Origin of the sequence: Sphingopyxis sp. YR583 (assembly GCF_900108295.1) — a bacterium.
Taxonomy (GTDB): Bacteria; Pseudomonadota; Alphaproteobacteria; order Sphingomonadales; family Sphingomonadaceae; genus Sphingopyxis.
This window is the reverse complement of sequence record NZ_FNWK01000003.1, coordinates 130719-154752: the sequence shown is the minus strand read 5'-3', so window position 1 is coordinate 154752 and position 24034 is coordinate 130719. Positions and strand designations below refer to the sequence as shown.

Sequence of the window (24034 nt, the reverse complement as noted above, 5' to 3'; positions counted from 1 at the left end):
CCAAATGCCTGGCAGGCCAGCAGAATTTGTTCAATCGAGATGTGGAGTGAGACATGGGTAGCACGGCTATCGACAGGATCGCGGCAAATCCGCTGCTCGACCAGGAGGCGATGCTGCGTCTCGACGGGGTGATCCGGGAGATTCCCGACGAGCAATTGCGTTCTGCGGATCACGGCGTGGCTGGTCTTGATCCTGCGGTGTCGATCGACCCGTTCGGCCATTTCGGAAAACTGCGCGATGCCGGCCAGGACGTGATCCAGTACATCGACGGGAAATATGGACCTCTCGCCGTGTACAATGGTTTTGGTCGCGATCTAGCCCTGCCGAACTTCGCGGTCGTCGGGTATAGCGCGCTCAAGTCGATGGTGCTGGATCCCGCCTCCTTCGTCAACGAAGGAGCCTATGGCGCGCACGGTGATGCCCAGAATCCCGGCTTTACCTTCGTGAACGAACTCGACGGGGCCGACCACAAGGCGATGCGCCGACTCTTCGAGCAGGAGGTGTTCTCGCGCCGCTTCCTGACCGACCTTGCCGACGATACGATTGCGCCACTTGCCGAGTTCCTGACCCAACGCATTCGCGGCATGGTCGACGACGGCGAAGAGGCCGATCTCTGCCGCGACCTTGCCTTGCCGCTCCTTTACATGAGCATGGCAAAGGTGATCGGCATCGACATGGTCGATCTCGCCTATTTCGTCGGGCTCGGCGAAGCCGTCTTCGGCGGCCCGCGCGACTTCGAGGCCGCGGGACGGGCTGCGGAGGAGCTCGACCGATATTTCGGGCAGGTCTATGAAGAGCGCAAGGCGAAGGGCGACCTCGACAAGGGTGATCTCATGTCGCTGATGAGCCAGGCCGAACGCGAAGGTCTGCGTTTTTCGGCGCGCGAAATCATCGTCTACTGCCGCTTTCTGCTGCCAGCGGGGATCGAGACGACGTGGCGGCAGGCGGCCAATATCGGCTATTCGTTGATGCTTCACCCCGACCAATATCGGCAGATCGTCGCCGACCCGTCGCTGACCACCGCCGCAATCGAGGAAGCGACGCGCTGGATGCCCTCGGGTTTCGTCCTTCCGCGCACTGCGGCCAAGGATACCGAGCTTGCCGGGGTCCATATTCCTGCGGGATCGAGCATGTACGGCATCTTCGGCGTTGCCAATCGCGACCCGCGCATCTGGCCCGATGCCGATCGCTTCGACATTCATCGCAAAAGGACGCCGCACCTGACCTTCAGCGCGGGAAGCCATACCTGCATGGGGCAACAGCTGGCGCGCCAGAGCTTTGCGCATGTCATGCGGTCGCTGACTACCAACCTTCCCGACATCGAACTTGCCGTCGACCCGTCGGAGGTCCGCACGACCGGTTTCATCATCCGCTGCCCCGACGCGGTCCCGGTTCGCAAGGCCTGAGCGCAATGTCCAATCTGATCGTTGTGAGCCGCGACGGCGCCGAGCATGTGATCGAGGCGAGCGAAGGGTTGTCCGTGATGGAAATCGTTCGCGATGCTGGCTTCGATGAACTGCAGGCGCTGTGCGGTGGCTGCCTTTCGTGCGCGACCTGCCATATCCACGTCGATCCTGCCTTCGCGGAGCTGTTGGACGACCCTAGTGACGACGAAGCCGATCTGCTGGACACCTCGTCCGATCGCGACGCATTTTCGCGGCTGTCGTGCCAAATCCCCTTTAGCGAGCGCATTGCGGGCATGCGCTTCGTGATCGCGAAGGAAGACTGAGCGTCCCTATCGGGCGCCGTAAGGCGTAGCGGCGCCTCGCTGCGCGCATCGAGACATGCCGAGCGAGGAAGAGGATGCCGAAATTGAATCCGCAAACGCCCATATTGGTCGGGGTCGGCCAGGTCGTCCGCCACTGGTCGCCATCCGACGGGGAGTCGGCGCCGAGCCCGCTCGACCTTCAGGTCGCAGCAGCCCGCGCGGCGCTCGCGGACAGTGGCGCGGCCGAGCGGCTCGTTGCGACGATCGACGGCGTCGTCGTCGTCCGTTCGATGCTCGACTCGGTCGAGGGCAGCCGCCAGCCTTTCGGGCGCTGCGCGAATCCTCCTGCGACCCTCGCGGCCGACCTTGGCATCGCCTCTGCCTGTTGCATCTACTCGGTCGTTGGGGGCGATCAGCCGCAGGCGCTCGTGAACGAAGCGGCGGAGGCGATTTATGCCGGCGATGTCGATGCAGTGCTCCTCGTCGGCGCGGAAGCGACCGCCGCGATGAAGCAGGCATTGAAAGTCCGGCAATCGCTCGACTGGTCGCGCAGTGTCGATGGACCCTGGCAAGACCGCGGGCTCGGCCCGGCTTTGCTCACCGAGCATGAGATCGCCAATGGGCTCGGGGCGCCGACACAGACCTATCCCGTGTTCGAGCAGGCGCTTCGCACGCGTCTCGGCCTCAGTCGCGACGATTATGCCGACCAGATGGCTGAGCTATGGGCTGGCTTTTCCGAGGTTGCCGCGGGCAACCTCTGTTCGCAATTCCCCGAGGTGCGTTCGCGGGAGTTCCTGAAGACCGAAGGCCGGGATAACTACCGGGTCGCCGATCCCTACCTCAAATGGCATGTCGCGCAGGATGCGGTAAACCAGGGAGCCGCTCTCATTCTGACTTCGGTGGGGGTCGCGCGAAAACTCGGCATAGCCCCCGAAAAATGGGTTTACTTGCATGGCTATGCCGCGGCGAAGGACCGGCCGATATCCGAGCGCGCCGATCTGTCGCGGTCGACCGCGATGGAAGCGGCCCTGAGCGGCGCGCTCGCCATGGCGGGCAAGACCGCGTCCGACATGGCTCATATCGATCTTTACAGCTGCTTCCCTTGCGCCGTCTTTCTGGCGGCCGAGGCGCTCGGGGTCGATTGGCGCAGCCGTGCCTGCACGGTTACAGGCGGGCTCCCTTTCTTCGGCGGCCCCGGCAACAATTATTCCATGCATGCCATCGCGACGATGGCGGAACGTCTTCGTGCCGAGCCGAACGCTTTCGGCCTGGTCCTTGCGAACGGCGGCTATCTCTCGAAGGAAGCGGCTGGTGTCTATTCGGCGACACCGGTTGACGCCTGGGCGCCGCGAGCTGGCGATGGGGCGCAGACAGCGATCGACGTGGCCGCAGCGCCCGAGCTACTCGCCGAGACTTGCAGAGCCGTGATCGAGGCTTGCAGCGTGACCTGGAAGAAGGGCCGCCCGTCGCGCGGATATGTCATTGCCGCCAGCGAGCGAGGACGGATCATTGCCCGTGCGCGGAGCGGCCACCGCGCAACCCTTTTCAGCCTGCATGAGGATGATGTGATCGGCCGGTCCGTGCAGATCGTGCATGAGAAGGGCGTGAACTTCATCGAGCCCGGGAGCCGGCTTTGCGAAGCGGCCCCCGCCGATGGCTTGGCCACGAGGCGCTTCGACCATGTGCTTCTCGAGCGGCGGGGTCCTGTCCTGGAGGTGACGCTCAATCGGCCCGAGGCGATGAACGCGCTCTACAGCGCGGTCCATTTCGAACTTCACGAGATTTGGGATGCGTTCGAGCGCGACCCGGGTCTCTGGGTGGCGATCGTCACCGGGGCGGGCGAGCGCGCCTTTTGCAGCGGCAACGACCTCAAGGTGACCGCAAAGGGCGGCGATCTGACGATGCCGCCGACCGGCTTTGCCGGGCTCTGCGAGCGTTTCGATCGCACGAAGCCGGTAATTGCCGCGGTCAACGGGATCGCGATGGGCGGCGGTCTCGAGATCGTTCTGGCCTGCGATCTGGCGGTTGCCGAAGATCAGGCGCGCTTCGCGCTCCCGGAAGTGCGCGTTGGACTCTATGCGGCGGCAGGCGGCGTACAGCGGCTTACGCGCCAGATCGGGCGCAAGGCCGCGATGGAACTGATCCTGACAGGGCGGCACTTCGACACCGCCGAAGCGATCGAGCTTGGCATCGTCAACGCCGGCGCCGACACCCGCGGCGCGCTCGCCGCAGCACGCGATCTTGCCGACAGGCTCTTGCAGAATTCGCCATCGGCGATCCGCGCGTCGAAGGAAGCTTTGAACAAGCTCGAAGAGCTGGAATCGCTTCAGGCTGCGCTCGCCGCCAATGGACGGATTTTCGGGAGGCTCATGCGGACCAGGGATTTCAGGGAGGGCGTTGCAGCCTTCGCCGAGAAGCGACAACCCGAATGGAGCGGATCATGATTGCAGCGGGCGATACCATGCCGATGCTGAAGGGGGTGAAGGTCGTCGACCTTACGAGCGTCGTCTTCGGGCCATACTGCACCCATATCCTCGCCGACCTCGGCGCCGAGGTCGTCAAGGTCGAGACGCCCCATGGCGGGGATGCTTTTCGATGGTCGGGCAAGGCAGCGGCCACCCCCGGCATGAGCCCCGCCTTCATGACGATTAATCGCGGTAAGCAGTCGATTGCCCTCGATCTCAAGAAGCCCGACGATCTGACCGCGATGCAAACGCTGTTGCGCGATGCCGACGTGTTCGTTCTCAATGTCCGAGGCAAGGCGGTCGAACGGCTCGGGCTCGACTATGCGTCCGTGAAGGCGATCAATCCGGAGATCGTTTACGCCCACTGCGTGGGCTTCGCACAGGATGGTCCCTATGCCGATCTGCAAGCCTATGACGATGTCATACAGGCCGCGACCGGGACGGCCACGCTGTTGCCTCGTGTCGATGGCAATCCGCAGGCGCGCTATTTGCCCTCGCTGATCGCGGACAAGGTCGCTGGCCTGCACGCGGCCTATGCCGTGCTTGCCGCTCTCATTCACAAGATGAGAACGGGAAGCGGCCAACTCGTAGAGATTCCGATGTTCGAGGCCTTCACCAATTTCATGCTTCTCGAGCATCTCGGCGGCTTGACGTTCGATCCGCCCAATGCGCCGGTCGGATATTTCCGCCAGATCGACCCCGACCGGCAGCCGTTTCCAACGGCGGACGGGTTTATCAGCATCGTCGCCTATACCGATGAGGCCTGGCCGCGGGTCTTCGAGATATTGGAGCGGCCCGAGTTTCTGGATGATGAGCGTTTCGCGAGCCGCAAGCTTCGCGCTGTGAATCTGGCACTTCTGTACCAGGAAATGGCGCGCTTGACGCCAAGCTTTGCGACCGCCGAACTCTTGCGGCGCTGTCAGGACGCTCAGATCCCGGCCCAGCCGGTCCGCGATCTTGCTGACATCATGGACGATCCGCATCTTGCGGCGACTGGCTTTTTCAGCAGGCAGGAGCATCCCACAGAGGGCGGATATTTTGCGATGGCACATCCCGTGCGGTTTGGCCCAGCCCTCGGTGCGCAAAGAGCGATGGCGCCTCGCTTGGGAGATCAAAGTGATCAGTTGAAGCGCATCCTCGGTTCCTAGAGGCGATAACCGGTGCAGATGCCGAGTTCTGCGGGATGTCCAAGCGTGATTCTGGCAGCGCTACTCAGGATGCACATTGTCCGCAATTCCCGAATTGGAACTAAAACCGGGCAGTCCGCCAACGGCCAATCACGTCGTCCTATTCGCCTTGGAATGCCTGGCTGGATCGCATCAGCATACGCGAGGATCGCGCGCCGCAAAATTACGCGCTTGAAGATTCCAGTCTGGTCCGCTCGAATGTCGAGCGGAGTTTCGCGGCCCTTTGAGCCGCTACACGGGAGCGGAAGTATATCATGACTGAAGGCGTCAATCTTGCTGCGATCGAGGAAATTCGGTTGCTTAAAGCGCGTTATCTGCGCGCACTCGATACAAAGGACTGGCCCTTGTTGCGCAGCCTGTTGACCGACGACATGGTCGGCGACTTCCGCGAAATGCCGGGCGGCCTGCCGGACGAAAAATTGCTGACGACCGGCGCCGAAGCCTTTGTGGCGGGGGTCGCCGCAGAGCTCGACGAGGCCACGACTGTCCATCATGTCCACAGCTTCGAAATCCGCTTCACCGGCGCGCGCGACGCCGAGGGCATCTGGGCGATGGACGATCATTTCTGGGCAGGCGAAGGTAGCGACCTTGCCGGCCGGTCGCGCCACGGCTTCGGGCATTACCATGACTGCTATCGCAAGGCGAGAGGGCGCTGGCTCATCGCCAAGACTCGGCTCAGCCGCATCCGCGTCGTGCGCGACTGACGCTTGGTGCGCTTCATTCGGCTATCGGTGCGGGACTGGTGGAGGCGCAATCCGGGGCAGTGGTGATCAGCCAGATTCCAACAATTCGAGCAGCCATCGAACGGGGTAAAAAGACGCCCACCCAATAGAAACCGGGCGGGCGTCAGATGAAGATCTCTGATTTCCTGAAAGGAAGAGCTCTCTTGGGTCGCACGGCGCGGATAGGGTCGCCCTCTCGCAAGAAGATGCCAACTCCCAATAAGGTGCATGAAGCGACGGATGATGACGAATGTTGCTGTTAGCAGGGCGCGATGGAATCAGAGCGTGGGCTGTATTTCCAATGCAAGGGGACGAGTGAGGCGGCGGCCGCGCTTCAGGCGACTGGCATGACTGCGGCGGAGGTAATCAAATTCTCTACAGGTGATGCTCGTGATTATTTTTCTACGATCATCTCTCGGTAATCGATCAAACTGTATTAACCTGCGATTCAACCTTAGTTTGTCATCTAGCCTGGCAGTGTTTCGCTCGATTACACTTGAGGCAGGGGCATCGAAATTGGCGATGGCCTGACAGCCCGATGTTCGTCACCCGTCACTCGTTGGCGCCGCTCTTTACGAGACTGGTAGATGCACTCGAAATCACGCTGCACGCCACGACTGCGCCCACCTCATCGATTTTCAGTTCGTAGCCGACAGCACCCCCCGGACTGCGGGCAGGCACGTCCCTCCGAGATGTCAGGCGGGCGCGAAATTCGCTTCCATCGCTCCAGCGGTGGGTTGACTCGCAGCATTGCAAGCCAAACCGCCCGCGCCTCTGCTCGGGCGCGGCCCCCCGCAGCTTCGCGCTCGACTGGGTGGGCATCTCACCGACCAAATGTAGCCCTGACAGCGAATGTTTCATGGAACGCCATGCGTGTGCGCGATGCCTTCGCCGGATCGATGCGCCACATAATTGATGAACTTCGGGACTTTAGCGAGCAGTCCCCGACACTGTGCAGCCGACGGCTTCGCAAGCAGAACACTCCCCATTTAGTACGTTGACACACGATAAGTGAGCGTGCGATACCTATGCTTGTCGCGGTTGATTCTGGGAAGGTGCTGCAGGACGAAAAGGCGATTTGCTCATGAGTTTGTGATGTGTCGGATGACCACAACAGACCTCTGCCTGCTGAGCGATCTCGCAGGCAAAATCTGATCGCCGACAGGAAATGCAGCGTAGGAGCGACAACTCGCTCCAACGCCATCGGGGATGGATGACTGAGTAAGCATAGATGATCCGAAGCCTTATGCGGCAATGCGAAATAATATGCTCAGTTTCTAAACGGGCAAAAAACAGAAAAGGGAGGGATGAAATGAAGAAAATCACTCTATTGGCGACGTCTGTATTGGCCATCGCCGCGGCGAGTCCCGCATTTTGTCAGCAAGCCAACATTCCGGAAGCCGGTGACAGCACCGACAGAGCGAATGCGGAAATCGTCGTGACTGCTCAAAAGCGCGAGCAGCGTCTGAGCGACGTCGGCATCACAATCACTGTCCTTGGCGACGAGCAACTCAAGACCAGCGGCATAAACGATGTCATAGATTTGCCAAAAATTACGCCCGGTCTGAGCACTGGACTTGCGTACACCGGCTATCCGGTCTTCTCAATTCGCGGTGTCAATTTCAACTCCGGGCAGTTGGCGACACCGCCGGCGGTCAGCTTCTATGTCGACGAGGTACCGATCCCCTATGCTCCACAAGCTGCGAACATGCTGTTCGACTTGGAGCGCGTTGAAGTTCTGAAGGGTCCTCAAGGAACGCTATTCGGACAGAATTCGACAGGTGGTTCGATCAATGTGATCGCAGCCAAGCCAACGGATTATTTGACTGGCGGGTTTAACGCTGAGGTCAATAATTTTGGCCAGGTGATTTTCGGAGCCCATGTAAGCGGGCCGTTGACCGACACTTTGCGCGCCCGATTAGCCGTCAATACGACGCAGTTCGGTGCGTGGCAGCGGGGTTATTTTCTCAACGACCAGAAGAATGGGGATTCGAACAAGCTTTCGGGGCGGCTGCTGCTTGACTGGACGCCTACCGAACGCCTCACCGTGGGTGTCAACCTCACTGGCTGGTATGATCATGGCGAACTCCAGCAGCCGCAGCTCGCGCTGCTGGCGCCCGCCGTTCCAGCGGCGACATTGCCGGCGTTGATCGGCTATCCTCTGCCCACGTCTGCACGAGACGCTGATTTTGACCTTGGATTTGATACCCATAAGAAAAATCGGCAATTGCTTGCTGCATTGCGTGTGAATTACGAACTCAGTGATGCCATCAACCTCACCTCTTTGAGCAGCTACATATCGACAAAGATCGATCAGCCTCAAGACTTCGACGGCGTGGCGCTATCGGTCATACCGGGCCTGGCGGAAGGAACGATTAAGACAGTTTCCCAGGAATTGCGCCTGAGCGGCATGTTCGCGGGTGACCGCGGCAGTTTTGTTGTCGGCGGTAATTATCTAAAAAACAAAATCTTTGACCGCGTGGTCTACTATCAGGAGGCATATTCCGGGCTACCCTACGGAACGATTCTCGACGGACCCTATAATCTCACCGACAGAGCGTTGGGCGTATATGGGAATGTAGATTTCGAGGTGGTGCCACAGATTACGCTGACGGGCGGTATCCGCTACACGACCACCAAACAGACCGTAAACGGATGCACGACGGGCAATGCTTTGGCTGCCGGTACCCTCGGGTTCCTTGCTGGCCTTGGTAATCCGGCAGCGAGCGCTGCATATGTGCCGGGAGGATGTCTGACGATCGGTCCGGCTCCTGGATTTTTGCCGGAGCCGACCATTCTCGAACAAAAGCAGCATAATGTGTCCTGGCGGGCTGGCATAAACTTCAAGCCGACAGATGACAGCTTGATCTATGGGCTTGTCAGCCGTGGTTTCAAGTCGGGAACGTTCCCGATCACCGCGATCCTTCTCTCATCTCAAACGCGGAACCTGAGTCAGGAAAAGCTCACCGCGTACGAGGCGGGCGCAAAGCTGTCCCTTTTCGATCGACGGATGCAGTTGAATGTCGCCGCATTCTATTACGATTATCGCGACAAGCAGTTCTTTACGCTCGTCCCCGTCCCGTTCATCGGGGTGTCGGGGACATTGGTGAACATTCCGAAGTCCAAAGCCAAGGGCATCGACGGGGATGTGACGATACGTCCTGTCGAAGGTTTGACGCTTCGCGGTGGGATCACATATATTGATACCAAGGTCGGGACTTACTCGGGTTTCAATTCCGCCGGAACGCCGGTTGATTTCACGGGCAGCGAATTCAATTTTGCGCCACCAATCAGCGCGAATTTCGATGTCGAATATCGAGGGGAGATGTCTCCCGGTCTGGAAGGCTATGCCGGTGTCGGCGGCTTGGTGAACAGCCGCACATTTGCGGATCTGGGCGAGCCCGATCGACAGAGAATTCCGGCCTACACCACGCTCGATGCAAGGGTTGGCGTCGAGTCCGAAAAAGGGTGGGGAGCAGGTCTGTTCGTGCGAAATCTCACTAACAAATACTACTGGACTACCGTAAATTACACGGGTGACACGCTGACAAAATATGCAGGCATGCCGCGCACGTTCGGCGCGTTCTTCAAGGTCGCCTTCTGACAAGGCCGAGCCAGACCGGCAGCCGCTGTGCGGTCGGTCTGGTGGCTATCAAGTTTACCCAGTCCACCCGGACGTAATTGTGCGGCATCGAGCAGGGTCACGTTCCCAAAGGGCATGCAGAATGGACAGGACGTCAACCAGTGTCGCTAACGAAATAAGCTTCGCCAACCCTGACGTTCAGCGTTGCCCATTTCCGTCCTACGCACAGCTTCGGAGCGAGCGGCCCGTTTATAAGGATCCTATCACCGGGACGTATATATTGACCCGCTACGAGGATGTCCGCAAGGCATTGCTTAACGTCAAGGCACTTCGCAACGATACGGGGCTCACGTCGACTACCAAAGACCCCGCGGCCAATGCCGTTTTCAAGGAGAATGGATGGCTGCCGCTCGATACGCTTGTATCGAACGATCCGCCTGATCACCGTTTTTATCGCGCCCTAGTGGACAAGGTTTTTACCAGCGCTCGCGTGGCCATGCTGGAACCTCGAATTCAGGAAATCGTCGACGGCCTGATAGATCAGTTCGAACATCGATCCGAAGTCAATTTTGTTGACGTATTTGCTATCAAGCTGCCTATGACCGTGATCGCCGAGCAACTCGGCATTCCCAGCGATCATATGGATCAGTTCAAGCGATGGTCCGACGTCTCGATCGAGTCGGTCAACCCCGTTATTTCGACCGAGCGAAGTGTCGAAATCGCGTATATTTTAACGGAAATGCAGAGATATCTGGCCGCCGAGATAGAGCGTGTCCGGTCCACGCCGACCGGGACCATCCTGAGTGATCTGGCGAACGCAGAGGTGGATGGTCGTCGGCTCGACATGCGCGAGCTTCTAAGCATCATTCACCAGCTGTTGGTGGCGGGCAACGAGACGACTACGACGACCTTGGCATCAGGAATGAGGTTGTTGATCGAGCGGCCGGAGCTCTGCGACCGGATATACAGCGACAAGGACCAAGTCGTTTCATTTGTAGAGGAAACGCTGCGTGTTCTGTCTCCGGTACAGACTCTGTTTCGCCGAGCGGCCGAAGATGTGGAGATCGCAGGGGTCGTGGTTCCTGCCGGGTCGCTCGTCGAGGTTCGTTATGGAGCCGCAAACCGCGATCCTGAGCGTTACGCCGAGCCGGACGAGATTCATCTGAATCGCGAAAAGGTGACGAGCCATCTCGCCTTTGGGGCCGGAATCCACATGTGTATCGGCAATCAGCTCGCGCGAGGCGAACTGAAGCTGGCATTTCTCGCTCTCACTGCGCGGCTCAAGAGCTTTGCATTGACGCGCGGTGAAGACAGCTATCGTTGGATATCCAGTTACGTCGCGCACGGCCCGGCAGAACTCTGGATGACGTTTGAGAAGCGTTAGTTGCCGATTTTATCAGCCAGACATGCTTGCAGGATGGCGGATACCGATTTGCGAGCCGGTCTTACAGGGGATCAGTCAATGAGTAGCCCGGAAACAAACAAGGCGCTGGTGCGCGAATTTCTGACAGCTCTCGGACAGGGTGACAGCGCGCGGCTTAGCAAAATGTTGCACCCGGACTGCCGCGCGATCGCTACCGGCACTTGCTCGCTTTCCGGAGAGCGTGACCGCGATGCCATCCTGGAGATGGTGGATACACTGGATCATACGACACAGAACGGTATCGCGTTTTCGATCATTTCGATGACCGCGGAGGAAGATCGCGTATCCGCCGAAGTGGAGGGACAATCAATTCTCGCAAACGGTGAGCCCTACAATAATCAATATCATTTTCTCTTTCGTTTTCGCGGCGACACCCTCGTGGAACTGAAAGAGTATTTTTGTACCAAGCTCGTGGAGGATGTACTCCTGCCCAGCGCTGCGGTGGCCGAGCGCTGACTTTTAATAACTGAGAATGACTGGAGCCCATATCTCAGTCAGACATAATAATATCAGTCAGACACAAGGGCAGACCGCGTCAACCTCTGTCAGTTTGGTGTCAATCGTTGCGCTGCATGCAGCGCACGCCGGCGTGACAACCCTTGCCGCTAGATTGAGCCGTTATCCGACAGTTGGCCGGGCTTCGTACCGAGCTGTAGTGCGGTTAGGGACGATCTCGCCTACGCTTCCACGAGCGACCTAATGGAGACCGGGATCGCCCCCATACGCGGCATTCCGTGATATGGATCGAAGTCATCGTCCCAGCGTATCAGGCGGTTCGTGTTAGCGCCATCACGCCGCGGATCATAGCCTGCGTCGCCGGGATTGCCAAATCCGTGCGACATTGAGACCACGCCATCGCGAAGATCGTCGTCAGCCTCAACAAAAGCCTGAAGCGAACCTCCGCGTGACATTATTTCGATGAAGTCGCCGTTCTTCAGGCCCAGTCTAGCCAAGGCGGCGGAATGTAAATAGGCGGGGTTGTGCCTATTCTTCCCGAGAGGCGGTTCGGGCCGGTAGCCTGCATTGGTCACGCTCTGCACCCGCCGCGGGATCAAAAGAAATGGAAAGTCAGTAGCTAGGACACGTGTCGAAAAGTCTTCCGCCCGCACCGTTGCTAGTTCGTCTAGCATGGTTTGGTTCGCTACGTTGAGCCAGTGGTCACACTCCGGATCTCTCGGCCCCACAATACGGCGCGCCTCGTCGAACAAATGTCCGTCCGGAAAGGCTTTCACACGTTCAAACGGAACGGCCGAGTTATTGGTGATCAGTCCGTAGATTTCGTCGGTCGATGGCTCGTTCGTCATGTCCATCGGCACGGCAGCGCTCTCCCCATCCGGCAGACCTTGATCCGCGCCGAATGAAGTATATCCCAATGGTATGCCAAGGTGCTTTGCCATTCGATAATAGAGTTGCCACGCCTCCATGATATCGCTTCCTGGCGGCGGTTTGACTAGCGCAGGCTGATAGGCGGCGTAAGGCTCGCCCCAGCCGTAACCGTTATGAAAGCGCCCCATCAGCTCGGGCCAATGCGACATCACGGGCACCTCGAACGGCAGTGCTGTCGCGATCACATAATGCGCCCGTCGCGACGTCGCCGAAAATGCGATGTCGTAGGCGACGAGCAGGTCGAGCGCGTCGAGTGCTTCGTTGCTTCGTTTCTCATCCGGCCAGGTAATGGATGCCCCGGCGTGCAAGAAAAGCGCACGCACGCGGCCTTCTCCAGGTGTGAGAATTTCATCCACCAAGCCCGCAACGGGCATTCCTGCTGCCGTCTCCTGAAACCCGTAGCCGCGCAATTTGGTCCCGAAGCCCCAGGCAGGATAGGTTGGAGCCGGCTGCGCCTTGGGCGTCTGTGGCGGCAGCAATACCGAGGGCCGCAACTGCTCCTGCCCTTCTCGAGCCCAAAATCCCCGTACCGTCTGCAGACATGCCGCGAGATATGCGGTCAATGTGCCGCGCGTCGCCATGCTAGGTCCGGTACCCGTCCCGATATCTCCCGTTCGCGCTTCCCCGATGATGCGAGCCGCCTCGCGGAGATCTTTTTCATCGACACCCGCGCGCTCCGCCACATACTGCGGAGTGAACGGTGCGACCGCTGCATCGAGCGCAGCCAATCCCTTCGCGTTCATTTCGACAAATTCGGAATCGACGTGCCCAGAGCCTAGAATGAGATGAATCAAACCCGCCAAGATGGTCGGATCTTCACCCGGAATGCATTGAAGATGGACCGCCGCGCGGCGCGCCGTTTCAGTCCGACGGGGGTCGATGACGACCAGCTTCATTCCCCCCTTTACCAGTCGTTTGAGCTGTTGGCCCGGATTCTGAGAAAAATATTGTTTTGAAATGATCGGGTTTCCGCCCACGAGCACGAAGACTTCAAGATCCTCGGGCCGCATCCGGCCACCCGACCAGACCCCATGGAGCGCGTCTGCTACCAGGATTCCTGGCTGATCTATCGTGGACGCGCTGAACAGCATGGGCGAGCCGATCGCCTGCAGGAACGTAGCCGTCATAGCTGCGGAAGCCTGTTGCTCGCCGCAGACACTGCCCACGTAAGCGGCGACGGTCCGCGGCCCGTCCTCCTTCATGAGCCTGGCGACTTTTTCCGCCACCTCTTTCACAAGGTCCGCGTTCGAGATTGGTGCGTAGCTGCCGTCAGGCTGCCGTTTGAGGCTGTGGAGTAGCCGGCGCGGATCATTGTGCATATCCGTCAATGCGCGTCCCTTCGGACAAATAAATCCCTCATACAGCGGTGCACGATGATTGCCTTCGACCTTGAGAATATTGCCCTCATCGATTGTCACATCCACTGGGCAGTAGGCGAGACAGCTTCGGCAGGTCGACGTGACTTTGATCATCAAAATATCCTCCCGGTTGGGCGGCTGCGCAGACGCGTAAAACGAATTCGGTACGCGTGGATATGGTAAGCTTGCAATATAAATTGCACCTTTGATACCGTCAAGTCCGGCATGATCAGCTCGAACGCAGCTGAGCCGGTTGTCGCTTGCGTTCGTGCGAACCTGGAGCGCCGCCCGAGCGAATTATAAATAAGAGCGCGGGCGTGCTTTTTCGCCATCCCCAGATCGAGTGCCTGACTGCCCCGTGGTGCTCCGCCTTATCGCGTCGCAGACAGGTGATCGCTTCGCGGGCGATGCCAAAAAGGCTTTCGCTCCGCACTCTTGTCCATCGCGCTTTCGATTGTTTGCCGCTTGCGCAGTCAGAGGGCGTGGCGAACCTTGCCGCTCAGCCGCCAGTCACGCTCATGTGACGACGCGTGGCGCTTACACCGCGGCCGATGGCGAACTCGTGGCGCAGTGGTTTGGCGCCCAGCGCGCGATCGATCATTGCGTCAAGCGCGCCGGCACCCCCTGAACGGAAAGCAGCCTTGAGATCGACATGGTCCTCATGGCCCAGGCACATGAAAATCTTGCCTTCGCAAGTCAGCCGCATGCGGTTGCAATCGGCGCAGAAATTCCGGGTCAAGGGCGTGATTATGCCCAGCTTTACTCGCATGCCCTCAACGGCGAAGTAGCGGGCGGGACCGCCCGTCCGCACAGGCAGGGGCCGTAGTTCAAGTGCTGCGCGCACGGGCGCCAGCGCTTCGTCCATCGGCAGATAATGGTCCGTACGGTCTTCGCCCGTGTCTCCTAACGGCATGGTTTCGATTACGGTCAGGTCATGGCCCCGTCGATCGCACCAGCGCAGCATCGGGAGCACTGCGTCTTCGTTCAGCCCCCTCAAGGCGACCATGTTGATCTTGACACGGTGGCCCGCTGCATTCGCTGCTGCGATCCCAGCGAGGGTCTTTTCGATGTCGCCACCGCGCGTGATATGCGCGAAAATTGCAGGGTCCAGCGTATCCAGGCTGATGTTGATACGCCGCACGCCTGCATCGAAAAGCGAGCCGGCATACTCGGAAAGCCGCGTTCCATTCGTTGTTAGTGTGAGTTCGTCGAGTGACCCGCCGTTCAGATGTCGCCCAATCCGCCGGACAAGGTCTCCCACATCGCGCCGTACCAGCGGCTCGCCCCCTGTCAGCCGGATTCTCCTTACACCGCGTGCTATGAAACGCTCCGCGATGATCGCGACCTCGTCCAACGTCAGAACCTCGTCGCGCGGGAGAAATGTCATGCGTTCTGCCATGCAGTAACGGCAACGCAAATCGCACCGATCCGTTACTGAGATTCGCAGATATTCGATATGGCGACCGAAGCCGTCTGACATTCGTGGGGAAAGCGACTCGGTCAAATCGAAGACCTCCTGGCCAACGTAATACACCAGGCGGCGCAAAGGCGCGCGTTCATTGTAGCCTGCCGCATTTGAATTGGAATGACGTCCATTTTTTTAATTTGGCTATCAGCGTTGCCCGATGAACCAGAGAATTTGCGCTACCATCGCTCCGAGCTGATCGACGACGCGTTCCTCCGAACATTGAGACTGCTCGTCGAACTTCGTCTCGAGGCTATTCACCGCAACGCCGATGGGTGTTGGCCAACCACGCATGGCGTGCACGACCGATCGGAGCGCCGCGAGCGTGCTACCCGTCGCTTGCCAGCCATAAGCCGTAACAATCAGCCCGACTGGCAGCTTGTCGAAATAGACGCGCTCATCTTTGGCGGTGTCCTCAAGCAGGTCTATCGCGTTTTTCACCATGCCGGCGATGCCGCCATGATATCCAGGCGACGCGATAATAAGCGCATCTGCCTTACGCACCGTGCGCACGATCTCGGCTTCGGAAGCGGTTCGCTCGGGCATCTCAGGATCATAGATGGGCAGTTGCGAGAGGAAGTCCCCGTCGAACAGCTTCGTTTTTGCTCCGCTGGCTTGGGCGAGGGACAGGGCGAGCCGAAGCGCCCGTTCAGTCGAAGACCCAGTGCGGGTTGTACCGCCGATCCCGACGATTAGAGGTCCATGAGAAAGTCCTGATCTTGTCACAAATCTGTCCCTTGTTGGTTGGGTATTATTGGCTGTTTTGCGCTTACGAGGAGCCGTCCGAGTGAGGCCAAGGCCCTCTCTTCAAGCGGGAACGAGCGACGGCGATCGAGGTCAAGCAGCAGTTCCACTGCCTCAAGCTCGGCAATCGGAGTGCGCGTTGTGCGATCAAGCATCCAGTAAAGCGTCTTGCGGCTCCGTTCGCTCAGCGCGGACAGCCCTCCTCGCACGACGTAGCGATCGCCAGCTCGCGGGCGATGATAGTAACGCAGTCGGCATTCGACACCGGCGCTTCCGATACGCGCGGGCGCTCCGGACAGAGACTCCGCCGCGCGGTGAAATTCATTCGTGAGGCTACGTGTCGAGTCCGATAGAAGCGCTATGATATTTTCTGGACGCAGCCGTTCCTCGCGATCGCAGGCCTCATCCGGAATGATGCCATTTCCGGTCTCGATCATGCCAAGCGCGTCGGCTTCGCCAAGCCCTATCAAAAAGGGCGATGTGGCAGTCAATCCGCGTGGCTGGCAAAGGCCAGGAAGGGGATGCAGGCTGACGGCTGAAACGAAAGCGTCGGGCCAAGCAGCTTTGGTTTTCGAGCCCTTCTTTCGGGCCTCAAGGTCGATCAGAAACGTCGCCGAAATTTCACCGGTTGCACTATGAAACAGCGTGAAGGCCGCACGCAGCGTCTTTGCCTCGATAGCGACTATCCCGCCGCGAAGGTGAAGCGGAGTTCCTGCCCGATTCTCAAGCATGAGGCGCAAATGATGGGTGACAGGCCAAGCTTCGATTTCGTCATTGGCGGGTTTCACTCGAAGGCCTCCTCGCGCGAGCAATTCGCGAAGACCCTCCATTGCCCGCGCCACGTAGAAGCGAATATTTTGGTGACCCATCTCATCGCACTCCCACGCGTGCGCGCAGCCGCGCCACAGGTCGGGCTCGCATCCTTCCCAGAGTTCCGGGCGAATGCTCACGCGCGTGCTGCCCGAATCGTTTCACCAGGTGATCGACGAGGCAACATCGACGCGCGATCTAGGCAAAAGCTGCAGTGCAGCGGTCCAAGACGATGCGATCATCCCCGTCGATGAGCGCGCGGAATCGAATTTCGCCTTCACCCTCCTCGAAGAATTCGAAACGGATAGTTTCACCGGGGATGACGGGCTTTGTGAAGCGAACGAAGAGGCGGATTAAGCGCCTTGGATCGTTGCCGCAATATTCGCGAACAAGGGCACGGCAGGCAATGCCGTTCGTACAAAGTCCATGCAGGATCGGGGCGTCGAACCCCGCCTTGCGCGCGATCGCCGGATCGGCATGGATAGGATTCCAGTCGCCGCTCAGGCGGTAGACCAATGCTTGCCGCGGCGAGGTGGCTATGGTGACGATCCGATCGGGAGCACGGTCGGGTAGTGCCTTGGCCGGCGCGACGCCTTCGCCATAGCCGCCCTGCCCACCATCTCCGCGCAGGAAAAGCGTCGAGCGAACCGTCGCGACGTGACTATCGTCGGCAACGTCGAACAGGGCTTTTTCTTGGTGAAGCAGGGCTCCGCGGTCGGCGCCCTTGTCCTCGACGCCGGCGACGCGAAAGGTGCCGCGAAGCGTTCCCGTCGCTGGAAGCGGACGATGCATCACAAAGTCCTGCTCGGCATGCAGTAGCCTCACCCAGTCGATATCAAATTCGGGGCGTTGCGCCCAGAAGCCGGGATGGCAAAGAAGATTGGCGTAAGATGGCAGAATCCGGAGACCCTCTTCGTACACAAATGGGAGGTCCTGCTCGTCGAGCGGATTTTCCCCATAGCCGAGGCCGAGCGCATACAGGATCGTGTCCCGCTTGTCGTAGGTCTGCTCGATCGCCGCAATATCGAGGCCGCGGATAAGTTCCAAGTCCATTACGGCGCACCTTTCCAACCAGTGTGTATGCATATGATATGCTGATGTACCCAATTTTATATCGGCTGGATACCAAATTGAATATAAAAATGTCGAAAAAGATATGCTAGCGCACTATTTGAGTGGGCGTGTCTCCCGATTGGGTGGGAGGGAGCCCGGCGATCACCGGAGACAAGATATGATGCGCGGCCAAAGCGATCGATCAGCCCGCCTGGCGCAGGAGCTGCAACAATTCATGGATGACTATGTCTATCCCAACGAGACACGTTATCAGGAACAATTGTTCGAGGGGCCCGAGAAGTTTCGCGTCCCGCAAGTTCTGGAAGAGCTGAAGGAGAAGGCCCGCGCATGCCAGCTCTGGAACCTGTTTTTGCCGGACTCGAAAAATGGCGCCGGGCTGACGAACCTCGAATATGCGCCGCTAGCTGAAATCATGGGGCGGTCGCATTATGCCGCCGAGATCTTTAATTGCTCTGCACCTGACACGGGAAATATGGAGGTTCTGGATCGTTACGGCACAGCGGAGCAAAAGAAGCGCTGGCTTGAACCTCTCCTCGCGGGGCAAATCCGGTCTTCCTATTGCATGACCGAACCGGGGGTCGCTTCTTCGGACGCCACAAATATCGAGACGCGCATCGAGCGCGACGGCGATATGTATGTCATCAACGGTCGCAAATGGTGGATCACCAACGCCTATCACCCGAAAAACGCCCTGTTCATCGTCATGGGAAAAACTGATCGGGAAGCGCCACGTCACCTCCAGCAATCCCAAATTCTCGTTGATCCGTCCACGCCCGGTATCTCTCTGGTTCGATCGTTACCGGTCTTGGGGTTTCATGACGAGCCAAAGGGCCATGCGGAAATTATCTTCGACAATGTGCGTGTTCCGGCGGACAATCTCATTCTTGGCGAAGGGCGAGGGTTTGAAATCTCGCAGGGGCGACTGGGCCCCGGTCGTATTCACCATTGCATGCGCATTATTGGCCAGTGCGAGCGAATGCTGGAGCAGACCTGCCGTCGTCTCGCGAGCCGGATCGCGTTCGGCAAGCCGCTCTCCCGCGAGTCCGTATGGGAAGAGCGTGTGGCGATCGCCCGCACCAACATAGGCATGCTGCGCCAATTTACTCACCACACCGCGCACTTGATGGATACGGTCGGGAACAAGGGCGCGCGGAGCGAAATTTCGCAAATAAAGGTCGCGGCCGTTCGGATCGGCCGGGAAGTCGCTGACCTCGCACTTCAGGCGCATGGCGCTGCTGGCCTGTGCGATGATTTCGGCCTTGGGTTCTCTTATGCGCGTATGCAAATGATCCGCATGGGCGATGGACCAGATGAGGTTCACAACCGGACGATCGCGCGATTGGAGTTTGCAAAATATGAAGCGAGGCGCGGCGACCGGGAGGCACCGACAGGTGGCACCGGGGGGGCGGCAGTCGGCAGGGCCTAAGGGACCGCTGACACGAAACGGGCCCGGGGTTTTTTCCCCGAGCCCCTTGTCTTTGCCAGTGCAGCTGGAAAGCGGCTTCAGGCGTCGAGGTACCGGTCTACCTCCGCCAGATAGTGCCGGATGCGGACCTCCGCCTCGCCGAGGAGCAGCCCCTTGAAACCGGGCGAGCGGATGCCCTTCTGGAGCTGCGGCACCAGCATGATATCCTGATGCAGGACGTAGCCGAACTCGGCCGGGTCGGTCGGTCGGTTGCGTGGAGGCCGAACCGAGCCATCAAAGTTCATGGGGCCCTTTGCCTCAGGTCCAAAGTTATTGATGTCCCAAATCTTGTAGTCGGGATCCGCCACGGGATTTGCGAACGTGATGGCGCTGTAATGGCTCTTCTCGGGGTCCGTCGCATGCGGCAGCCAGCGCTGGATCAGGAACACGTCGGAAAACAGGTTGATCGTCACGTTCGGGAAAATCGAATAATTATAGTCGTCGACGACCTGGCTGTCGGTCAGATGGGTAAAGTCGATCCCATTCTTCGCCGCCCATTTGCGCTTGGTCCTCACCAGCGCTGTCTTAAAGTCGGCGCCGTTGAGGTCCAGGTCAGGATGGTCTTCCGGCGTGCCTTCCCAGATAGCGAGAGACTGTTGAACCTCGGGAGCGACCGAGTCGCCTTCCTTGAAGTCGCGCGGGAGGCCAATCGGAATGATCATCCGGCTGTGCCCGTTCGGCAGAACGTCATATTGGATCTTGCGGCTCTCGGTCATCGGGATGGCTTCAGGGTGCACATCGTCGCCGTGGTAGAATTCGAGAAAGGCCTCTTCGGCAGTCTTCCAATTCGCGTCCCAGCTTAAAGCATCGTCGCGATAAGGGCGAAACTGATGCATCCGGAAGGCGGCAAGATGCTCAGGCAAGGGATGAAGGAAATCCAGCAGCGGCCGCGGGCTCTCGTTCATTGTGATGAAGACGAGGTTCTCCCATATGTCCAGTTGCACCGGCGTGAGACCGGGACGGTGGGCAACAAGTTCGGGGCGGAAAATCTCCTCGTCGCGAATCTTCGTGAGCTTCCCGTCAAGGCCATATTCCCAGCCGTGGAACGAGCAGTGGAAGCAGCCGCCAAGCGAGCCAAAGTCACTATCGACCATTGGGTTGGCGCGGTGCTGACACACATTGTGAAAGGCCCGGAGCTCGCCGTCCTCGCCCCGCACGACCACGATCGATGCTCGTCCGATGTCGAACTTGAAATAATCGCCAGGATTAGGGGCGTCGGACGCAATTCCGGCGAGCAGCCAGGTCTTGGTCCACAGCTTTTCCCACTCTCGTTCGTGCGTCTCTCGGTCCCAGTAGCGGCGCGTATCAACCGGTTGTGTGCCATAATCAATATAGGGCATTTTCTCGCCCCAGGGCGTTTCGGCATCGACGACGAAGCCCTGTTCATAGTCAAATTGCTCTTCCATTGGATCCTCTCTCACTCGTTCGGTCGCGCCGGGTCAGATTGAACAAGGGAAGCGGCGTCGCCAGAACCGGACGATAGTAACTAAGCATACTTTGTGCATGCCGTCAAATGCCGGACGTGCTTTATCTGCTTGGATCGGGCGGTCGAAAGGCAGTTAAAGCAGACCCGATCCGCAATATTTGGCCGCGGTCAGACCTTCGAGCGGACAATAAAAATTATTATTCTTCAATAGTTTGTAGCGTTCAGCGCTAGATCGTGCGCGCAATGTGCCAATCTTGCTCGACCTAGGATAAGTGGAGGAGGTGAACCCAGCAGTGGTCCTTCAGCCTGTAGGGGCTTCATCCCATTCCGCCGGAACTCGCGCAGAAATTTCGCCGCTCGTGACGGCGATTTCGTAAATCTTCAGCGGCCGAATCGCGCCGGCGATCGCGCGGCCATCGGTGAGGCAGAAGCGCGCCCCATGGTGCGGGCAGATGATCTCGTTGCCGATCAGTCGGCCGCCTTCGAGAGGCAGCGCCTTGTGCGTACAGCGGTTCTCGATCAACGAAAAGCCTCCCGCCGTGTGGCAAAGAAGCAGCGATCGACCAGCGATTTCAATTAGTTGCGATTTACCGGGTCGGACGTCGGCTGTCGCGCATAGCTTCATCCAGATATGCGGCACTTCATCATTTCCGCCGCCTGAAATCGTGAACATCCTATGTCCCTTCCGTCCCCGCGACGGCCAAGACCCGATCGCCGGTAGCCTCCGCAGCTACGCAGTTCGGCGAGTTCTGACAAGCCGCCCATGCGAATGATTGACGGCACTACAGGTAATTGTTACGAGGCTGATCGTATGGAAGCGAACTAAAACACGCAAGGAGAGTCCGTCGTGAGCAACCAACCTGCGCCGACACCTGAGGTCTTACTCGAAATCTACCGCAAGTGCGCGTTGATCCGGCAGAATGATGATCGGGCGCACAAGGTCATCCGGTCTGGCCGTATGGTGATGCCCTACTATAGTGCGAAGGGCCAGGAGATCATTCCGTCGGCAATCTCGGTAAACCTGCGCGCCGACGACTATATTTGCACGACCTATCGTGGCCTCCATGATTCGCTCGCCAAAGGGCTTCCGCTCGCGTCGCTCTGGGCCGAGCTCGGGGGGAAGGCGTCCGGCTCTTGCAAAGGCAAAGGTGGCCCGATGCATATCACCCACCCCGAGGCCGGGATAATGGTGACGACAGGCATCGTCGGCAGCACCATGCCAATCGCGAATGGCTTGGCGTTCGCGTCGCAGATTGCGGGGCTAGATCGAGTTACGATTGCCAACTTTGGCGACGGAGCCTCGAATATTGGGGCTTTTCACGAATCGCTCAATCTCGCAAGTCTATGGAAACTTCCGGTCATTTTCGTGTGCCAGAACAATCTGTACGGCGAACATACCGCCTATGCGAATGCGACGTCGGTCGATCAAATCTCCAAGCGCGCCATAAGTTATAACATGGCGGGGGTCACGGTGAACGGGAACGATCCTGACGAAATGTATGCTGCAGCTGCAGCCGCAGTCGCGCGCGCGCGCGTCGGCGATGGACCGACACTGATCGAGGCTATGACCTATCGTCACTACGGCCACCTGCTCGGAGACGAAGGCCATTACATGCCCGCCGAAGAACGTCAGGCCTATATTGCGGCTGATCCTGTTCCCAAACTGCGGGCACGTCTCATCGCCGAAGGAATTGCAAGCGAAGCTGAGCTCAAGGCGATTGAAGATGCGATTGAACGCGATCTTGACGAAGCCATCGAGGCGGCGCTTGCCGCCCCGTTCCCCGGCCTTGAAGAATTGACGCGCGATGTATTTGCAGAAGGAATAGCGGCATGATCGGCGAAAATGTCTCGATGGTCGAAGCTTTCCGGCTCGCGCTCGAAGACGCGATGGCGGAAGATGAAAAGGTCGTCGTTATCGGCGAAGACATCGCCGACCGCGAAGGCGGGGGTGTGCTGGGCCAGACGCGCGGCTTGACCGATCGCTTCGGCACCGACCGGGTCCGGTCGACGCCGATAGCCGAACAGGCAATCATGGGAGCAGCGATCGGCGCAGCGCTTGCGGGGTACCGCCCGGTTGCAGAAATCATGCTGATGAACTTCACGACTGTCGCGATGGACATGATCGTGAACCACGCTGCAAAGCTGCGCTACATGTCGGGTGGTAAGCTGCAGGTTCCGCTCGTCATCCGCACGATGACGGGCTCGGGATTTGCGCTCGCCGGCCAGCATAGCGATTATCTTGAAGCCTGGTTCGCCCACACCGCGGGGATAAAGGTCGTCGCGCCTTCCAATGCCGCCGATGCCTATTCCTTGCTACGGGCAGCGATTTCGGACCCTGACCCCGTTCTTTATATCGAGAATGTGCCGCTGGGAGCGAGCAAGGCGCAGATCGACCGATCGCGGATCGTTGAGATCGGGAAGGGCGAGACAGTGCGCGCTGGCGAGGACCTGACGATCGTGGCGCATTCGCGCACATTGGTCGAAGCTATGGGTGCGGTCAAACAGCTTGAGAAAGAAGGCGTGAGCGCTGAACTGATCGACTTGCGCAGCGTAAAGCCTTGGGACCGTGAACTGGTTCTCAGCTCGGTTCGCAAGACTGGCCGTCTGCTTGTCGCTCACGAAGCCGTAAAAGAGTTCGGCATCGGTGCCGAAATCGTCGCAGACGTGACAGAGAATGCGTTTGGCGCGCTCAAAGCCGCACCGGCCAGGCTCGGGGCGCCGTCGGCACCTGTGCCTTTTTCCCAAGGTCTCGAACCCTTCTTTGCGCCGGGAGCGGCAGCGATCGCTGCAAGCGCAAAGGGATTGCTCGGCTGAGGCAAATTGCTGCGCGTCACGGGTTCATCCCCACCGCGCAAACCTGTTCGGCCTCGAGGGCCGCATGAGAAGCCGGGAGCGGGATCATCCCCCCACGGCAGTTGAGGAGTGTTAGTAATGGCGTTCGAGGTGATCTTGCCAAAACTCGGTTTTTCGATGAATGAGGGTGAGTTGAAAGAATGGCTGGTTGCCGACGGCGGGCAGGTCACCGAAGGGGAGCCGCTGTTCGCGCTGGAAAGCGACAAGTCCGTTCAAGAGGTCGATGCCCCGGCGTCGGGAACCTTGCGTATCATCAAGGAGGTTGGTGAAACCTACGAAGTGGGCACAGTGCTCGCCGAAATCACCTGATACTTCCAGATCGGCCGCCGCAACTGACCATCCATCGCGCAGTTCATTCGCCGACC

Annotated in this window: 19 protein-coding genes; 12 read left to right on the top strand and 7 right to left on the bottom strand. The window is 59.1% G+C overall.

What is annotated here, in order from left to right:
- Positions 1-53: 53 nt before the first annotated feature.
- The 8 genes from BLW56_RS16350 to BLW56_RS16310 all read left to right on the top strand — a co-directional run bounded on the left by BLW56_RS16350 (position 54) and on the right by BLW56_RS16310 (position 11544).
- Positions 54-1406 (top strand): cytochrome P450, encoded by a 1353-nt coding sequence (locus tag BLW56_RS16350; RefSeq protein WP_093511774.1) that lies wholly within the window; start codon positions 54-56, stop codon positions 1404-1406.
- A gap of 5 nt (positions 1407-1411) precedes the next feature.
- The gene (locus tag BLW56_RS16345; RefSeq protein ID WP_093511773.1) at positions 1412-1729 is read left to right on the top strand and encodes a 2Fe-2S iron-sulfur cluster-binding protein; all 318 of its coding nucleotides are present in this window, start codon (positions 1412-1414) and stop codon (positions 1727-1729) included.
- Between the two features lie 74 nt (positions 1730-1803).
- Complete coding sequence (locus BLW56_RS20955) at positions 1804-4152, top strand: enoyl-CoA hydratase-related protein (protein ID WP_093511772.1); 2349 nt, start codon at positions 1804-1806, stop codon at positions 4150-4152.
- Positions 4149-5321, top strand: a complete 1173-nt coding sequence (locus BLW56_RS16335; protein WP_256203564.1) for a CaiB/BaiF CoA transferase family protein — start codon at positions 4149-4151, stop codon at positions 5319-5321. The genes BLW56_RS20955 and BLW56_RS16335 overlap by 4 nt, the downstream gene beginning before the upstream one ends.
- A 293-nt stretch (positions 5322-5614) precedes the next feature.
- Positions 5615-6064 (top strand): nuclear transport factor 2 family protein, encoded by a 450-nt coding sequence (locus tag BLW56_RS16330; protein ID WP_093511771.1) that lies wholly within the window; start codon positions 5615-5617, stop codon positions 6062-6064.
- A gap of 1330 nt (positions 6065-7394) precedes the next feature.
- Positions 7395-9686, top strand: a complete 2292-nt coding sequence (locus tag BLW56_RS16320) for a TonB-dependent receptor (RefSeq protein WP_177175993.1) — start codon at positions 7395-7397, stop codon at positions 9684-9686.
- Between the two features lie 259 nt (positions 9687-9945).
- Positions 9946-11049 carry a cytochrome P450 gene (locus BLW56_RS16315; protein ID WP_218140539.1) on the top strand — a complete coding sequence of 368 codons (1104 nt, stop codon included), beginning with the start codon at positions 9946-9948 and terminating at the stop codon, positions 11047-11049.
- 78 nt (positions 11050-11127) lie between these two features.
- Positions 11128-11544, top strand: a complete 417-nt coding sequence (locus tag BLW56_RS16310; protein ID WP_177175992.1) for a nuclear transport factor 2 family protein — start codon at positions 11128-11130, stop codon at positions 11542-11544.
- Positions 11545-11765: 221 nt separating this feature from the next.
- Here BLW56_RS16310 and BLW56_RS16305 read toward each other — a convergent pair whose 3' ends face one another.
- The 5 genes from BLW56_RS16305 to BLW56_RS16285 all read right to left on the bottom strand — a co-directional run bounded on the left by BLW56_RS16305 (position 11766) and on the right by BLW56_RS16285 (position 17937).
- Positions 11766-13946, bottom strand: a complete 2181-nt coding sequence (locus BLW56_RS16305) for a molybdopterin-containing oxidoreductase family protein (protein ID WP_093511766.1) — start codon at positions 13944-13946, stop codon at positions 11766-11768.
- 385 nt (positions 13947-14331) lie between these two features.
- The gene (gene moaA / locus BLW56_RS16300; RefSeq protein WP_093512056.1) at positions 14332-15312 is read right to left on the bottom strand and encodes a GTP 3',8-cyclase MoaA; all 981 of its coding nucleotides are present in this window, start codon (positions 15310-15312) and stop codon (positions 14332-14334) included.
- Between the two features lie 132 nt (positions 15313-15444).
- Positions 15445-16023 (bottom strand): NADPH-dependent FMN reductase, encoded by a 579-nt coding sequence (locus tag BLW56_RS16295; RefSeq protein WP_093511765.1) that lies wholly within the window; start codon positions 16021-16023, stop codon positions 15445-15447.
- Positions 16020-16991 (bottom strand): acyl-ACP thioesterase, encoded by a 972-nt coding sequence (locus BLW56_RS16290; protein ID WP_143043486.1) that lies wholly within the window; start codon positions 16989-16991, stop codon positions 16020-16022. The genes BLW56_RS16295 and BLW56_RS16290 overlap by 4 nt, the downstream gene beginning before the upstream one ends.
- 58 nt (positions 16992-17049) lie before the next feature.
- Positions 17050-17937, bottom strand: coding sequence for a MaoC/PaaZ C-terminal domain-containing protein (locus BLW56_RS16285; RefSeq protein WP_218140538.1), 888 nt, complete (start codon positions 17935-17937; stop codon positions 17050-17052).
- Positions 17938-18082: 145 nt separating this feature from the next.
- On the opposite strand from BLW56_RS16285, the gene BLW56_RS16280 reads away from it, so the two are divergent.
- Positions 18083-19351 (top strand): acyl-CoA dehydrogenase family protein, encoded by a 1269-nt coding sequence (locus BLW56_RS16280; RefSeq protein ID WP_093512054.1) that lies wholly within the window; start codon positions 18083-18085, stop codon positions 19349-19351.
- Positions 19352-19428: 77 nt separating this feature from the next.
- Here BLW56_RS16280 and BLW56_RS16275 read toward each other — a convergent pair whose 3' ends face one another.
- Positions 19429-20796, bottom strand: coding sequence for an aromatic ring-hydroxylating oxygenase subunit alpha (locus tag BLW56_RS16275; RefSeq protein ID WP_093511762.1), 1368 nt, complete (start codon positions 20794-20796; stop codon positions 19429-19431).
- A 321-nt stretch (positions 20797-21117) separates the two neighbouring features.
- Complete coding sequence (locus tag BLW56_RS16270) at positions 21118-21441, bottom strand: Rieske (2Fe-2S) protein (RefSeq protein ID WP_256203611.1); 324 nt, start codon at positions 21439-21441, stop codon at positions 21118-21120.
- 222 nt (positions 21442-21663) lie between these two features.
- Here BLW56_RS16270 and BLW56_RS16265 point away from each other — a divergent pair, with 222 nt between their 5' ends.
- From BLW56_RS16265 to BLW56_RS16255, 3 genes are all read left to right on the top strand, one after another.
- A complete protein-coding gene (locus tag BLW56_RS16265) occupies positions 21664-22650 on the top strand; it encodes a thiamine pyrophosphate-dependent dehydrogenase E1 component subunit alpha (RefSeq protein WP_093511760.1) in 987 nt (328 codons plus the stop codon).
- Positions 22647-23630, top strand: a complete 984-nt coding sequence (locus BLW56_RS16260) for an alpha-ketoacid dehydrogenase subunit beta (protein WP_093511759.1) — start codon at positions 22647-22649, stop codon at positions 23628-23630. The genes BLW56_RS16265 and BLW56_RS16260 overlap by 4 nt, the downstream gene beginning before the upstream one ends.
- Before the next feature lie 117 nt (positions 23631-23747).
- On the top strand, positions 23748-23978 hold the full coding sequence (locus BLW56_RS16255; protein WP_093511758.1) for a biotin/lipoyl-containing protein: 231 nt from the start codon (positions 23748-23750) through the stop codon (positions 23976-23978).
- The last annotated feature ends 56 nt before the right edge of the window (positions 23979-24034 follow it).

Coding starts and splice junctions, on each gene's coding strand:
- BLW56_RS16350 (WP_093511774.1), top strand. CDS start 54: ATGGGTAGCACGGCTATCGACAGGATCGCGGCAAATCCGCTGCTCGAC.
- BLW56_RS16345 (WP_093511773.1), top strand. CDS start 1,412: ATGTCCAATCTGATCGTTGTGAGCCGCGACGGCGCCGAGCATGTGATC.
- BLW56_RS16260 (WP_093511759.1), top strand. CDS start 22,647: ATGATCGGCGAAAATGTCTCGATGGTCGAAGCTTTCCGGCTCGCGCTC.
- moaA (WP_093512056.1), bottom strand. CDS start 15,312: ATGTCAGACGGCTTCGGTCGCCATATCGAATATCTGCGAATCTCAGTA.
- BLW56_RS16310 (WP_177175992.1), top strand. CDS start 11,128: ATGAGTAGCCCGGAAACAAACAAGGCGCTGGTGCGCGAATTTCTGACA.
- BLW56_RS16280 (WP_093512054.1), top strand. CDS start 18,083: ATGATGCGCGGCCAAAGCGATCGATCAGCCCGCCTGGCGCAGGAGCTG.
- BLW56_RS16335 (WP_256203564.1), top strand. CDS start 4,149: ATGATTGCAGCGGGCGATACCATGCCGATGCTGAAGGGGGTGAAGGTC.
- BLW56_RS16305 (WP_093511766.1), bottom strand. CDS start 13,946: ATGATCAAAGTCACGTCGACCTGCCGAAGCTGTCTCGCCTACTGCCCA.
- BLW56_RS16330 (WP_093511771.1), top strand. CDS start 5,615: ATGACTGAAGGCGTCAATCTTGCTGCGATCGAGGAAATTCGGTTGCTT.
- BLW56_RS16270 (WP_256203611.1), bottom strand. CDS start 21,441: ATGAAGCTATGCGCGACAGCCGACGTCCGACCCGGTAAATCGCAACTA.
- BLW56_RS20955 (WP_093511772.1), top strand. CDS start 1,804: ATGCCGAAATTGAATCCGCAAACGCCCATATTGGTCGGGGTCGGCCAG.
- BLW56_RS16320 (WP_177175993.1), top strand. CDS start 7,395: ATGAAGAAAATCACTCTATTGGCGACGTCTGTATTGGCCATCGCCGCG.
- BLW56_RS16285 (WP_218140538.1), bottom strand. CDS start 17,937: ATGCATACACACTGGTTGGAAAGGTGCGCCGTAATGGACTTGGAACTT.
- BLW56_RS16275 (WP_093511762.1), bottom strand. CDS start 20,796: ATGGAAGAGCAATTTGACTATGAACAGGGCTTCGTCGTCGATGCCGAA.
- BLW56_RS16255 (WP_093511758.1), top strand. CDS start 23,748: ATGGCGTTCGAGGTGATCTTGCCAAAACTCGGTTTTTCGATGAATGAG.